This is a genomic window from Roseateles aquae (assembly GCF_032337115.1).
GTDB classification, from domain to species: Bacteria; Pseudomonadota; Gammaproteobacteria; order Burkholderiales; family Burkholderiaceae_C; genus Roseateles_C; species Roseateles_C aquae.
Genome location: NZ_JAVXZY010000002.1, coordinates 713,768 through 727,011, shown reverse-complemented (window position 1 = coordinate 727,011; position 13,244 = coordinate 713,768). Strand labels below are relative to the sequence as shown.

General features: G+C 66.1%; 15 protein-coding genes. 6 read left to right on the top strand and 9 right to left on the bottom strand.

The window, feature by feature from the left end:
• Nucleotides 1-6: 6 nt before the first annotated feature.
• A complete protein-coding gene (flgB, locus tag RQP53_RS08510; protein ID WP_315649792.1) occupies nucleotides 7-420 on the bottom strand; it encodes a flagellar basal body rod protein FlgB in 414 nt (137 codons plus the stop codon).
• Between the two features lie 178 nt (nucleotides 421-598).
• On the opposite strand from flgB, the gene flgA reads away from it, so the two are divergent.
• The 3 genes from flgA to RQP53_RS08495 all read left to right on the top strand — a co-directional run bounded on the left by flgA (nucleotide 599) and on the right by RQP53_RS08495 (nucleotide 2,249).
• Nucleotides 599-1,321 (top strand): flagellar basal body P-ring formation chaperone FlgA, encoded by a 723-nt coding sequence (gene flgA, locus RQP53_RS08505; RefSeq protein WP_315649791.1) that lies wholly within the window; start codon nucleotides 599-601, stop codon nucleotides 1,319-1,321.
• Nucleotides 1,322-1,466: 145 nt separating this feature from the next.
• Complete coding sequence (gene flgM / locus RQP53_RS08500) at nucleotides 1,467-1,787, top strand: flagellar biosynthesis anti-sigma factor FlgM (protein ID WP_315649790.1); 321 nt, start codon at nucleotides 1,467-1,469, stop codon at nucleotides 1,785-1,787.
• A 63-nt stretch (nucleotides 1,788-1,850) separates the two neighbouring features.
• Complete coding sequence (locus tag RQP53_RS08495; RefSeq protein WP_315649789.1) at nucleotides 1,851-2,249, top strand: hypothetical protein; 399 nt, start codon at nucleotides 1,851-1,853, stop codon at nucleotides 2,247-2,249.
• A 75-nt stretch (nucleotides 2,250-2,324) separates the two neighbouring features.
• On the opposite strand, the gene RQP53_RS08490 is transcribed toward RQP53_RS08495, so the two are convergent.
• The 3 genes from RQP53_RS08490 to kefF all read right to left on the bottom strand — a co-directional run bounded on the left by RQP53_RS08490 (nucleotide 2,325) and on the right by kefF (nucleotide 5,529).
• Complete coding sequence (locus tag RQP53_RS08490; RefSeq protein ID WP_315649788.1) at nucleotides 2,325-2,756, bottom strand: DUF1841 family protein; 432 nt, start codon at nucleotides 2,754-2,756, stop codon at nucleotides 2,325-2,327.
• Nucleotides 2,757-3,064: 308 nt separating this feature from the next.
• A complete protein-coding gene (gene kefC, locus RQP53_RS08485) occupies nucleotides 3,065-4,903 on the bottom strand; it encodes a glutathione-regulated potassium-efflux system protein KefC (RefSeq protein ID WP_315649787.1) in 1,839 nt (612 codons plus the stop codon).
• A complete protein-coding gene (gene kefF / locus RQP53_RS08480) occupies nucleotides 4,900-5,529 on the bottom strand; it encodes a glutathione-regulated potassium-efflux system oxidoreductase KefF (protein ID WP_315649786.1) in 630 nt (209 codons plus the stop codon). The genes kefC and kefF overlap by 4 nt, the downstream gene beginning before the upstream one ends.
• A 105-nt stretch (nucleotides 5,530-5,634) precedes the next feature.
• Here kefF and RQP53_RS08475 point away from each other — a divergent pair, with 105 nt between their 5' ends.
• From RQP53_RS08475 to RQP53_RS08465, 3 genes are all read left to right on the top strand, one after another.
• Nucleotides 5,635-6,264 (top strand): nucleotide-binding protein, encoded by a 630-nt coding sequence (locus RQP53_RS08475; protein WP_315649785.1) that lies wholly within the window; start codon nucleotides 5,635-5,637, stop codon nucleotides 6,262-6,264.
• 10 nt (nucleotides 6,265-6,274) lie between these two features.
• Nucleotides 6,275-6,727 carry a MaoC family dehydratase gene (locus RQP53_RS08470; RefSeq protein WP_315649784.1) on the top strand — a complete coding sequence of 151 codons (453 nt, stop codon included), beginning with the start codon at nucleotides 6,275-6,277 and terminating at the stop codon, nucleotides 6,725-6,727.
• Nucleotides 6,728-6,844: 117 nt separating this feature from the next.
• On the top strand, nucleotides 6,845-7,576 hold the full coding sequence (locus RQP53_RS08465; protein ID WP_315649783.1) for a response regulator: 732 nt from the start codon (nucleotides 6,845-6,847) through the stop codon (nucleotides 7,574-7,576).
• Between the two features lie 17 nt (nucleotides 7,577-7,593).
• Here RQP53_RS08465 and RQP53_RS08460 read toward each other — a convergent pair whose 3' ends face one another.
• From RQP53_RS08460 to metG, 5 genes are read right to left on the bottom strand one after another with little or no spacing between them, the layout of a single operon-like run.
• Nucleotides 7,594-8,445, bottom strand: coding sequence for a segregation and condensation protein A (locus tag RQP53_RS08460; RefSeq protein WP_434064071.1), 852 nt, complete (start codon nucleotides 8,443-8,445; stop codon nucleotides 7,594-7,596).
• A gap of 29 nt (nucleotides 8,446-8,474) precedes the next feature.
• Nucleotides 8,475-8,678: a DUF3460 family protein gene (locus RQP53_RS08455; protein WP_315649782.1), complete on the bottom strand. Its 204-nt coding sequence runs from the start codon at nucleotides 8,676-8,678 to the stop codon at nucleotides 8,475-8,477.
• A gap of 33 nt (nucleotides 8,679-8,711) precedes the next feature.
• Nucleotides 8,712-10,391: a SulP family inorganic anion transporter gene (locus RQP53_RS08450; protein ID WP_315649781.1), complete on the bottom strand. Its 1,680-nt coding sequence runs from the start codon at nucleotides 10,389-10,391 to the stop codon at nucleotides 8,712-8,714.
• Nucleotides 10,392-10,412: 21 nt separating this feature from the next.
• Nucleotides 10,413-11,159, bottom strand: a complete 747-nt coding sequence (locus tag RQP53_RS08445) for a YoaK family protein (protein ID WP_315649780.1) — start codon at nucleotides 11,157-11,159, stop codon at nucleotides 10,413-10,415.
• Between the two features lie 21 nt (nucleotides 11,160-11,180).
• Entirely contained in the window at nucleotides 11,181-13,226 is a 2,046-nt protein-coding gene (gene metG / locus RQP53_RS08440) for a methionine--tRNA ligase (RefSeq protein ID WP_315649779.1), read from the bottom strand.
• Nucleotides 13,227-13,244 lie beyond the last annotated feature (18 nt).

Sequence of the window (13,244 nt, the reverse complement as noted above, 5' to 3'; positions counted from 1 at the left end):
AGTTCATCAGCCCGCCGTGTAGGGCTTCATCGCGTCCAGCGCATTGCGCACGCCGGCGTTGATGAAGCGCAGCGTGGCTTCGTACTTGACCGAGTTGTCCGCGAAGCTGGCACGCTCGCGGTCCATGTCCACCGTGTTGCTGTCCAGATTGGTCTGTGCAGCCAGCGCGCCGAGCCGGCCGGTCTCGCCACGGGCGCCGGCGAGCGGCGCCATATGGCCGCTCTGGGTCACGGCCAGGGCATCGGGGGCCGTGCTTTGGCCGGTGGCCTCGCGCAGGGCGCGGGCAAAGTCCATGTCCTTGGCCTGATAGCCCGGGGTGTCGGCGTTGGCGATATTGCTCGCCAGCAGACGTTGGCGCTCCGACCGCAGCACCAAGGCCTGGGTCTGGAAGTTCAGTGTGTCGGTCAAGCGGTTCAACATGGTGGCGCCTCCTGGCTGCCGCTGCCCGCCAGCGCTGTCCGGACGGCCAGCAATGAGGGGAGCATGGGAGATGAGCGGATTGTTGGGCCGCAAGTCGGAAAACATGAGCGCGAAAAGCACAGGCTTTGCGACGCATTTCGGCGCTAAAGCCCGGCAGCGACCGGCCTAAAGTGGCGCCATGCTTCACAAGGCCTACCTCCGTCATCTCCCAGCCGCGCTGCTGCTGGGCATGACGCTGGGCGTCCCGACAGTGGTACGAGCGGCGGAACCCTGGCCTGTCGGCACGCTGGAACGGGTGCAGCAACTCGCAGTTACGGCGGCGCAGGCGGCCCTACCGGCCAAGGCACGTGTCGAGGTAGAGCTGGGTGGACTGGATTCGCGACTGCAGTTGGCGAGTTGCCAGCTGGTTGAACCTTACCTGCCCAACGGCCAGAAGATGTGGGGACGCAGCCGGATAGGTCTGCGCTGCATGGATGGCCGAGCGCGCTGGAATGTGACCTTGCCGGTGACTGTGCGCGTGTTTGCGCAGGCCTTGGTGGCCAACGCCCCCCTGGCTGCGGGGACGACGCTGACTCAAGCTTTGCTGCAATGGGCCGAAATCGATATAGCGGCCGAGAGCGGCGCTGTGTCGACAGACATGGCGGCGCTGGAAGGTCGCAGCCTGGCTCGGCCCTTGATGACCGGCGAGGCGGTACGTGCGAGCGCACTGAAGCTGCGTCAATGGTTTGCTGCGGGCGAAACGGTCAAGGTGCAAGCCTTGGGCGCTGGATTTGCAGTCAGCGGCGAGGGCCAGGCCCTGGCCAATGGCATGGACGGGCAGGAAGTGCGCGTGCGATTTGAGAGCGGTCGGACCGTCAGCGGTCGGGCCGTCGGTGATCGACGCGTGGAGGTGCTGCTGTGAAGGCAGATGTGCTGTGCGAGCCGTGGCGGCAACGCCGTGGCAGCGAAAGATTTTTGTCTGGCTTGTCTCAAGTCCGGCGAAAAAGGGTCGATACACCGAAAAACCTGGACAGCTTGGGGCGTGAGCCCAAGCTTTGGAGAGCACCATGAAGATCGGTAACAGCCCAGAGAAATTGGCCTCGACGGCCGTCGCGACGGAGCGTCACGGCGGTACGTCCGAGGCCGGGCGTACCCAAGCCAATGCGGGCGCCAAGAAGGGGCCCGAGGCGAGCGCGCAGATCGCCCTGTCCAGCACCGCCAGCAGCCTGCTGAATGGGGTGTCGGACGAGGGCAGTTTTGATGCCGAGAAGGTCAAGCGGATCACGCAGGCCATCTCGGAGGGCAAGTTCAGTGTCAATGCCGATGCGATCGCCGACAAGCTGATCGCCAACGCGCAGGAAATGCTGAGCCGCGCCAGCCCGCACTGAACGACGTTTCTCGCGTCAGTCCAGGTTTTCGCTTCATCAAACGCCCCAGCGGCGGGTTCTGCCATGCATGCCTTGCCCCCCACCGAATCGAATGAGCCGCTCAGCCAGGAGCTGGAGCAGCCCTTGCTGGAAGTCGAGAGCTGCCTGAACCTGCTCGGCGAGGCCCTGGTGCGCCGCGACAGTGCGGCCATCGAGATGCAGGCCGCGGCGCTGCATCAAGCCCTGGCCCAGGCCATCAAGGCCTTTGGCGAAGCCGCCCGCGCCGGCAATGTGCCCGCCAATCTGCGTCATCGCCTGGTGCTGGCTGGAGGCCGCGTGGCCGCACAGCGCGAGAGCCTGGCCCGCGCCACCGCGGCGCTGGATCGCGCCATCGATGTGCTGATGCCTAGCGAAAGCACCGGCCTGTACTCGGCGCTGGGCAAGAGCGAGCGCAAGACCTTGGGTGGATCGTTCCAGGCCTGAGCCTCGCCGCCCGGAAATGAAAAAGCCACGCAGCAGCGTGGCTTTTGCGTTTGGGGAAGCGGCGCTGGCGCTCGCTCAGCGGGTCGCCTTCTGCCGGACGCTGTCCAGATAGGCATGGCCATCCGGCGGCAGGCCGCTGCGCTGCGAGGCCCAGATCATCTCGCCCAGGCTGTCCATCACCTCGTGATGGGCCTCATGCAGCGAGTTTCGCTTGGCCGCCAGCAACTCCACCGCCTGACGGATGCCGCGCGGCTGGTCAATGGCCAGCTGCTCGGCAATGCTCAGGTGCATGGACAGATGCAAAAAGGGGTTGGTGCGGCCGTCCTCGACCGTGTAGACGGTGGCCAGCGCCGCCTCTTCGTCGCCCAGTTCGGCGTGGTACTCCGGATGCTGCTCTATCCATTCGGCGGCAATTGCCTCCATCGGAATCAGCGGCTGCTTGTCGCGCAGCTTGCGGTAGGTGGCGCAGAAAAAGCGGCGCACCTCGAGTTGTGAAGGGGCAAACATGGCGCCATTGTCGCCGCCTTGCGCCCAACGCGCCGGATTAGGGAAGGTCTGCATAAGTCGGCGTGGGTCGTGGTTGAGAGAAAAAGGGCGGCCACGTAGGCGCGCTGCGAAGGTCGGGCTGGTGGCCCGACAGCCGAGCAGCGCAACGCCCGTGGGGGCCCTTTTCTCTCAACCCGCAGGGCAAGCACCAGCCATGCCCTGCCGGTGTTGCGAGCCTTGCGCAGGCCACCAGCCTGAGCTGCGGCTCGCGCCTTGGCAGGCCCTGGCTGGTGCTTGCCACGGCCCACGCCGACTTATGCAGACCTTCCTTAGCGCCGGTTCCAGTGCTCGCCCTCGCCGGATTCGCCACCATGCTCGCCCGGGCGCTGTTCCTGCGCCATCAGCGTTTCGAGCTGGCGGCGCCCCTGCTTGACCAAGGCGATCAGCTTGTCGTGGTCATCCTGGTGCGGCGCCAGCTCTTCCAACTGCTGCAGGTTGTGACGCCGGAAGTGCCAGGCCAGCTTGCGCGCCATCGCGGGTTCCAGCCCCATCAGCTCGAGCACGCTGCGGGCACTCATCAGCGCCGAATCGAAGGTCTCGCGCTCGATCAGGCGCACGCCCAGTTCGCGCAGCCGCAGCATGTGCTCGACATTGCGAGCCCGCGCGACCAGCTGCAGCTGCGGGAAATGCTCGCGCGCCAGCGCTGCGATCGCGAGACTCTGGCCGATGTCGTCGACCGCCAGCACCAGCACCCGGGCCTCAGCGGCACCAGCGGTGCGCAGCAGGTCGAGCCGGCTGGCATCGCCATAGAACACCTGCCAGCCGAAGCGGCGCATGCTCTCGACCTGATCGGCATCGTGCTCCAGCACGGTGGCGCTGAGGCCATTGGCATGCAGCATGCGCCCGACGATCTGGCCGTAGCGGCCGAAGCCGGCAATGATGACGGGCGCTTGCTGCGGCTCGCTCAGCGGCGCGCTGGCGCCCGCCTTGAGGCGGCGGCGTTGGGCCAGGCGCGGCACCAGCCAGCGGTCGCTCAGCAGCAGCAGGGCTGGCGTCGTCGCCAGCGACAAGGCCACCGCGGCAACCAGGGCCGAGCCCTGTGTGGCGCTCAGGAGGCCGGCCTGCTGCCCTTGCTGAAAGACCACAAAGCCGAACTCGCCGCCCTGGGCCAACAGGATCACGAACACCGGCCGCTCCACCGGGGCAATCCGCATGCCTCGGGCCAGCGGCAGCAACACGGCCGTCTTGGCCAGCAGCAAGGCCGCCAGCAGGCCCAGCACCAAGAGCGGCTGCTCACGCAGCACGTTCAGGTCCAGCCCCATGCCGACAGCGATGAAAAACAGGCCCAGCAGCAGGCCCTTGAACGGTGCCAGATCGGTTTCCAGCTCATGCCTGAACTCGCTCTCGGCCAGCAGCACGCCGGCCAGAAAGGCCCCGAGCGCCATCGACAGGCCCACCGCCTGCATCAGCGCCGCCGTGGCCAGCACCAGCAGCAAGGCGGCCGCGGTGAAGATTTCCGGGGTGTCGCTGTTGGCGATCCAGCGCAGCGCCGGGCGCAGCAAGAGCCGGCCGCCCAGCACGATGGTGGCGATGGCAGCCACGGCCTTCAGCGCCTGCCAGCCGCCACTGCCGGGCGCCGCGCCTTCAGCGGCCAGCAGCGGCACCAGGGCCAGTACCGGAATGGCCGCGATGTCCTGGAACAGCGCGACGCTCAGCACCCCCTGGCCGGCGCTGGTGTTGCCGATATGGCGCTCGGCCAGCACGGCCATGGCCACCGCGGTGGACGACATCGCCAGCCCCAGGCTGGCCAGCAGGGCCGGCCGCCAGCCCATCGGCAAGAGCCACAGGGCCAGGCCGAGCAGGGCGGCCGCGCAGCCGAGCAGCTGCAGGCTGCCGCCGACGAAGATGGGCCGCCGCATGGCCCAGAGCCGGCGCGGCTCCAGTTCCATGCCGACCAAGAACATCATCAGCACGACGCCGAATTCGGCCAGTTCCAAAATCGTCTGCGGCGCACTGACCAGGCCGAGCACGCTGGGGCCGATCAGCACGCCGGCGACCAGGTAACCAAGGATGGCACCTAGGCGCAGCCAGCGCGCCAGCGGAACCGCCAGCACGGCGGCGGCGAGGAAAACCAGCGGCAGCGTCAGCAGATGGCCGTGTTCGCTCATTGCGACGCTCCCGGCGGCGTCTGATCGGGGCGTGCTGTGGCAGGCAGGGCCGGGCAGGCCAGTGCCGGCAGATCAGCGCACCATTGCGGGTGGCTGAGCAGGCGCTGCTCCAACAGCAGGGCGTGCTGATCCAGATCGACCTCACCGAGTTGGTGGGCCCCGTGCAGCAGCAGCGGTGGCAGGAAGCGCATGCCGCATAGCCGCGCGGTCTGCAGCTGTGGCAGCAGAAAGTGCTCGATAGCATGGCCGTTGTGGCCGGCCGCCGTGTAGGACTCCGCCGTGCCGCCGGTCGAGCAGACCAGCCACAAATCCTTGCCCTGCAGCGCCGTGCCAGCGGGACCATAGGCCCAGCCCAGCGCCAGCACCTCATCCAGCCAGAGCTTCATCAGCGCCGGCATGCTGTACCAGTGCAGCGGATGCAGCCAGACGATCAGCCGCGCGGCAGCCAGGGCCTCGCGCTCGGCGGTGCTGTCAATCACGAAGTCGGGGTAGAGCCGGTACAGCTCGCGCAAGGCCAGCAACTCGGGCCGGCTGGCCGCCAGCGGTCGCAGCCGCTGCAGCAGTGCGCGCGTCACGCGCGAACGTGCCAGATCGGGATGGCTGGCCAGCACCAGGATTTCACTCATGGCCGCAAGGGTAGCACCGGGTCAGGTCTTGCCTGCATTGCGAGCCCTGCAGCGCCAGGGCTACCATAGCCCGCGTTTTAGCCGGCCGCAGTGAAGGAGTTGCCCATGCCTGTGATCCTGGTTGCCAATCCCAAGGGCGGGGTGGGCAAGAGCACGCTGGCCAGCAATGTGGCCGGCTATCTGGCCCGGCAGGGCCATGGTGTCGCGCTCGGCGATGCCGATGTGCAGCAGAGCTCGCGCCAGTGGCTGGCGCTGCGCCCGGCCGAGCTGCCAGCCATCCTGCCGCTGGATATCGATGGCAAGCAGGTGGCCCGGCCGCCCAAGGGGGTCAGCCATGTGGTGCTGGATACGCCGGCAGGCCTGCATGGCAAGCGCCTGGCGGCTCTGCATGCGATCGCCGATCGGGTGCTGATTCCGCTGCAGCCCAGCCTGTTTGACATCCAGGCGACATACGCCTTTGTGCAAACCCTGCATGATCTGCGCCGCGACAGCGGCCGCTCGCCGGCCTTGGCCCTGGTTGGCATGCGGGCACGCGAGGGCACGCTGGCGCTGCAGCAGTTGCAGCAGTTCATGCAGGGCCTGGACCTGCCGGTGCTGGGTCTGCTGCGCGACACGCAGAACTATGTGCAATTGGCGGCCCGCGGCCTGACCTTGTGGGATGTGGCGTCGGGCCGCGTGGAACGCGATCTGGCGCAATGGCAGGCCCTCACGCCCTGGCTGGACGATCGCAACTGACGGGAAGACGATGCGCAGATTTGAACGACTGGAGCAGCTCGCCGAGCTGGTGGGCAGCGAGATTGGCTGCTCTGAATGGCTGGACATCGAACAGAGCCGCATTGATGCCTTTGCCGAGGCCACCAACGACCGCCAATGGATCCACTGCGACGCCGAGCGCGCTGCCAGCGGCCCCTTTGGCAGCACGGTGGCCCATGGCTTCCTGACGCTGAGCCTGTTGCCGGTGTTCTTTGAAACCGGCTTTGCCGTGGCCGATGTGCGCATGGTGCTGAATTACGGCCTGAACAAGGTGCGCTTCCCGGCGCCGGTGCCGGTGAACAGCCGGCTGCGCGCGCGCTTCACGCTGCAAGGGTTCGAGTGGGTCGAAGGCGGCGCGCAGCTGACGGTATTGGTGCAGATTGAACGCGAGGGCTCGGCCAAGCCGGTCTGCGTGGCCGAGTCGCTGATGCGGCAATACGTATAGCGAACTTTTCGCGCTTCGCATCACCCTTCAGGGGTGTGCCCAAGCGCACGCGGCCGTCCTATGATCCCGGCGTGAACGACAGAACACTGCTGGAAAAACAAAAGAGGAGGACCGGGCATGCGCGTGCTGCTGATTGATGATCATCCGCTGATCCTGTCGGCGCTGCAGACCGTCATTGCCGGCTTGGGCGACGATGTGCAGGTGACCGGTGTTGAAAGCGCGGCGCTGGCACGCCAGACCCTGCAGGCATCACAGGACTTCGATCTGGTGCTGCTGGATTTGCAGCTGGGTGATGCCAATGGCTTCGATGTGCTGGAAGAATTCCGTGCTGCCTATCCGGCGCTGCCGGTGGTGGTGATCTCAGCGTCTGACCGCGCCAGCGACGTGATCCGCTCGATCGACCAGGGCGCGATGGGTTTTGTGCCCAAGCGCAGCAGCACCGAGGTGCTGGCGCAGGCGCTCAAGCTGGTGATGTCCGGCGGCATCTATGTGCCGCCGATGAGCCTCGGGCAGGAGGCCGCGCCGGCGCCATTCCCCAGCACCCAATCGGCCAAGCTGCAGCAGATTCAGGAGTTGGCCATCAATGCCGAGTTCCAGACAACCAGTGGCCTGGAATCACTGTCGCTGACGCCGCGGCAAACGGATGTGCTGGCGCTGCTGCTCCAGGGCAAACCGAACAAGATCATTGCCCGCGAGTTGGGCGTGTCGGTCGAAACCATCAAGGACCATGTGGCCGCGGTGCTCAAGGCCCTGGGCGTGAGTTCTCGTACGCAGGCGGTGCTGGCGGTCAGCCAGATCGTCCAGCGCCAGCCGGACAGCCATTTCTCGACCTTCCGCGTTCACGCCTGATCGGCGCCTGCGCGGCTTCAGCTGGGCTGGTAGGCCAGGCGCACGTAGATGGGTGCAAAGGCCTCGGCCTGGGTGATCTCCAGCAGCCGCTCGCGGGCCAGCTCCAGCATGGCGATGAAGGTCACCACCAGCACCTGGGAGCCGCGACTGGGATCGAACAGCGCCTCGAATTCCACAAAGCGCTGGCCCTGCAGCCGGCGCAGCACGATGCTCATATGCTCGCGCACCGACAGCTGCTCGCGTGAGATCTTGTGATGCTGGTTGAGCTTGGCGCGCTTGAGCAGGTCCAGCCAGGCGCTGCGTAGATCGTCGGCATTCACATCGGGGAAGCGCGGCGTCAGAGATTGCTCGATATGCACCTGGGCACGCAGGAAATCGCGGCCCAGCACCGGCAGGCGATCCAGCCGCGCGGCGGCCAGCTTGATCTGCTCGTACTCAAGCAGGCGCCGCACCAGCTCGGCACGTGGGTCCTCGGGCTCGGCGCCGTCGTCGGTCTTCTTCGGCGGCAAGAGCATCCGCGACTTGATCTCGATCAGCATCGCCGCCATCAGCAGGTACTCGCTGGCCAGCTCCAGATTCTGCTTGCGGATCTGGTCGACGTAGCTGAGGTACTGGCGCGTCACATCGGCCAGCGGGATGTCCAGGATGTTGAAGTTCTGGCGCCGGATCAGGTAGAGCAGCAGATCCAGCGGGCCCTCGAAGGCCTCAAGAAAGACCTCCAGCGCATCGGGCGGGATGTAGAGATCGGTCGGCAGCGCGAACAGCGGCTCGCCGTACAGGCGCGCCAGCGCAATCCCGTCCACCACCTGCGGCGGCGCAGCGGCCGTGGCTGCCGCGCCGTCTTCAGTCAGCTCGGGCAGCGGCGGCAGCTCAGCGCTCTGCGTCACCGCGGCAGGCCTCAGTGTTCCTTGGTCTGGTAGACGTAGGGCTGCTGGGCCACACGGGCGGCACGGAATTCGGCCTGAGCCTGGCGGTCCGGTTGCTTGTCCCACAGCAGGGCGCGGCCGTCACGCTGTTCCTGTTCCAGCGACGGGCGCTTGGCCTTCAGTTCGTCGATGAAGGAGCTGACGTCGGACTTGTAGGGCTTCCAGAACAAAGGCATGGTGCAGGGCTTCCAGGCAAAGAATGCGCGATTTTACAGGGCGCTGGCCGCGGCTTGGGTCGCGCGGGCGGTCCGCCAGGCCTCAAGATTGGCATAAAGCCCCGATTCACCCAACGCCTCCGCCAAGCCACCGCGGCGCAAGAGACTGGCCGGCTGTTCGTTCAGGCTGCACAGCACCAGGCGCTGGCCTTGCCGGGCCAGGCTGCGCTGCAGCTGGGCCAGGGCATCCAGCCCCGAGGTGTCCATCGAGATCAGCTGGTGCAGGTCCAGCACCAGCTCGCGGCAGTTTGCAGGCTGGCTCTCGGCCAGATCCTCAACCTTGCCGACGGCGCCGAAGAACAGCGAACCAAAGACCCGCATCACCCGTGCATCGGTGGGCAGGCTGGCGTCCTGCAGCGGCTCAACGCGAAACAGCGTGCTCATCCGATAGATGAAGAACAGGCAGGCCAGCACCAGGCCGGCCTCAACGGCCACGGTCAGGTCAAAGACGACGGTCAGCACGAAGGTGCCGAGCAGGATGGTGCGGTACTGCAGGCTGAATCGGCGCAGCCGGGCGAACTCATGCCACTCGCCCATGTTCCAGGCCACCACCAGCAGGATGCCGGCCAGCGCCGCCAGCGGCACATGGCTGGCCAGTGGGGCGGCGACCAGCACGATCAACAGCAAGGTCGCGGCGTGGATGATGCCGGCCACCGGACTGGTGGCGCCGGCGCGCACATTGGTGACGGTGCGGGCAATCGTGCCGGTGGCGGGAATGCCACCGAACAGCGGCGCGATGAAGTTGGCCACGCCCTGGGCCATCAGCTCCTGGTTGGGGTCATGGCGCGGCAGCTCGGTCATGTTGTCGGCCACCCGGGCGCACAGCAGCGACTCGATGGCGCCCAGCATCGCGATGGTGATGGTCGGGATCAGCAGCTGCTTGGCCGATGCAAAGCTGAGTTCGGGCAGGGCCAGGGCCGGCAGGCTGCGCGGAATGCCGCCAAAGCGGCTGCCTATGGTCTCCAGCGGCAGCGTGAAGGCCTCGGTCAGCAGCGCGGCGCCCACCAGGGCGATCACCGTGCCCGGCACCTGCGCCATCCAGCGGTGCAGATGTTGGCGCCAGCCTTGCGGGCGGCGCTGCATCGCATAGCTCTTGGGCCAGAACAGCACCAGCAGCAGACAAGCGCCGCCCATCAGCGGCGCGGCCGGATTCAGCGAGGCGCGATGGGCCCACAGCGTGGCCAGCTGGCTGAAGAAATCGGCCGGCATCTGCGCGATCTGCAGGCCCAGGAAGTCCTTCAGTTGAGACAGGCCGATCAGGACCGCAATGCCGTTGGTGAAGCCGATGACGATGCTGACCGGGATGTAGCGCACCAGCACGCCCAATCGCAGCGCCCCCATCGCGATCAGCAGCAGGCCGGCCAGCATCGTCGCGATCAGCAGATTGGCCAGACCATAGCGCTGCACGATGCCGTAGACGATGACGATGAAGGCACCCGCCGGCCCGCCAATCTGGACGTTAGAGCCGCCCAGTGCCGAAATCAGCGCGCCGGCGATGATGGCCGTGAACAGACCCTGTTCGGGCTTGACACCTGAGGCGATGGCAAAGGCCAGGGCCAGCGGCAGTGCGACGATGCCGACCGTCAACCCCGCCCCCAGATCGGCCGCAAATTTGCGGCTCGAATAGCCAGCCAATGCGTCGAACAGGCGCGGTCGGAAGGTGTGCAGCTTCATCAGGCGGCAGGCTTGTAGGGATCAGCGTAGATGTTCCGAAATATCGTCCATCACGGGCCGGGCGGCCATCACTATCAAAGCCAGTGCGACCGGTACCGTGGCGCTGAAGCCGAAATGCTTGAAGGCCAGCGCGCCGGTGATGCCGCCGGCAAAGAACAGGCTCAGAATGCCGGCCAGCAGGCGCAGGCGTTGGCGATCGGCTCTCACCATGCCATGCAGTCCGGCGCCGCCCCGGTTCCAGTAGACCAGGCGCCCGAGCTCGATGCCCAGATCGGTGATCACACCGGTCATGTGCGTCGTGCGTATCTCGGCGCGCGAGATCTTGGTAACCACGGCGTTCTGCAGACCCATCAGGAAGCACAGCAGCAACACGGTGCTGGGCAGCAGGAATTCGGTCCAGAAATGAAGGTTGGCGCCGACCAGGCCGAACAGCAGCAGCAAAAGCGCCTCAAGCAGCAGCGAGAGGGCGTACTCGCTGTGCATCGCCCGGCGACGCGCCCAGTTGGTCAGCACGGCCGTCGTCATCGCACCGGCGACGAAAAAAGCCAGTGAGGTCAAGCCGGCAGCAGCCAGCAGCAACTGGCCAAGCACCAGGTCGTCGGCGATCGCCGAGACGATGCCGGTCATGTGCGAGGTGTAGCGCTGCACGGCCAGAAAGCCGCCGGCATTGATGGCGCCGGCGACGAAGGCAAGCACGGCACCGAGCTGACGATTGCCCTGCAGCGTGCGGTGTCGCCCGGTCAGTCGACGCAGGAACTGGACGGGCATTGGCGGGGGATGGCGTCGTCGTCAGCGCACCCGCATGCCGGGTGTCGCGCCGGGGAAGGGCTCCAGCACAAAGATGCCGGGCTTGGTCTTCTCATCGGCATGGCTGGCGGCCAGCACCATGCCTTCGCTGATGCCGAACTTCATCTTGCGCGGCGCCAGATTGGCCACCATCACCGTCAGCTTGCCTTCCAGCTGTTCGGGCTGATAGGCACTCTTGATGCCGGAGAAGACGTTGCGCAGGCGTCCTTCGCCGGCATCCAGCGTCAGGCGCAGCAGCTTGTCCGAGCCCTCGACATGCTCGGCCTTGACGATCTTGGCGATGCGCAGATCGACCTTGGTGAAATCGTCGATCTTGATCTCGGGGGCCAGGTCTTCACCACCGGGCACGACCTTGGGCGCCGCCGGGGGCTCGAACAGCGCGTCCAGCAGCTTGGGATCGACACGCTGCATCAGATGCTCATAGGCGCCGATCTGGTGGGCGCCGAGGGCGCGCTGCGCGTCGGCAAATTGCATCGGCTCGACCTTCAGGAAGGTTTCGACCTTGGCCACCAGGGCCGGCAGCACCGGCTTCAGGTAGATGGAAAGCAGGCGGAAGGCCTCGATGCAGACGCTGCAGACGTCCTGCAGCACCTGATCCTGCCCCTCTTGCTTGGCCAGCTCCCAGGGCTTGTTCTGGTCGACGTATTCATTGACGCGATCGGCCAGCAGCATCACCTCGCGCAGCGCCTTGCCGAACTCGCGCGTCTCGTACAGGTCGGCGATGGTGCCGGCGTGGGCGCGCAGGCCGTCCAGCAGCGCACGGCCCTCGACGCCGACATCGGCCGACAGCCGGCCGTCAAAGCGCTTGGCCAGGAAACCGGCGGCGCGGCTGGCGATATTGATGTACTTGCCGACCAGATCACTGTTGACGCGGGCAACGAAGTCTTCCGGGTTGAAGTCCAGGTCCTCGACGCGCGCATTGAGCTTGGCCGCCAGGTAGTAGCGCAGCCATTCGGCGTTCATGCCGAGCTTCAGGTACTTCAGCGGGTCCAGGCCGGTGCCGCGGCTCTTGCTCATCTTCTCGCCGCCATTGACGGTCAGGAAGCCATGCACATAGACATGGTTGGGCGTCTTGCGGCCGCTGAAATGCAGCATGGCCGGCCAGAACAGCGTGTGGAAGTAGGTGATGTCTTTACCGATGAAGTGGATCTGCTCGACCGTCTCGTCGGCCATGAAGGCATCGAAGTCCCAGCCCTTCTTGCCGAAGTAGTTCTTCAGCGAGGCCAGGTAGCCGATCGGCGCATCAAGCCAGACGTAGAAGTACTTGCCCGGCGCATCGGGAATCTCGATGCCGAAGTAGGGCGCGTCGCGGCTGATGTCCCAGTCACCCAGGCCGCCGTTGCCGGCCTCGTCCTTGGTGAACCACTCTTTGATCTTGTTCAGCACCTCGGACTGCAGCCGGCCCGGAGCCTGTGTCCATTGCTCCAGGAATTCGACGCAGCGTGGGTCCGACAGCTTGAAGAAGTAGTGTTCCGAGGTCTTCAGCACCGGCGTGGCGCCGCTGAGTACCGAGAACGGATGCTTCAGCTCGGTCGGTGCATAGACGGCGCCGCAGACTTCGCAGCTGTCGCCGTACTGATCCTTGGCGCCGCATTTCGGGCATTCGCCCTTGATGAAGCGATCGGGCAGGAACATCGACTTTTGAGGGTCGAAGAACTGCTCGATCGTCTTCACCGAGATCAGCTCGTTGGCGCGCAAGGCCCGGTAGATCTCCTTGGACAACTCGTGATTCTCGGCGCCGTCGGTCGAGTGCCAGTTGTCGAAGCTGATGTGAAAGCCGTCAAGGTAGTTCTTGCGGCCGGCGGCGATGTCGGCAACGAATTGCTGCGGCGTCTTGCCGGCCTTCTCGGCCGCAATCATGATCGGTGCGCCATGAGCGTCATCCGCGCAGACGAAGTGCACCTCCTGGCCCTGCATGCGCTGGAAACGCACCCAGATATCGGCCTGGGTGTACTCCATGATGTGGCCAATGTGGAAGTTCGCGTTTGCGTAGGGCAGGGCGGTGGTGACAAAGAGCTTGCGTGGCATGGCGATGGGCGGGCTAGA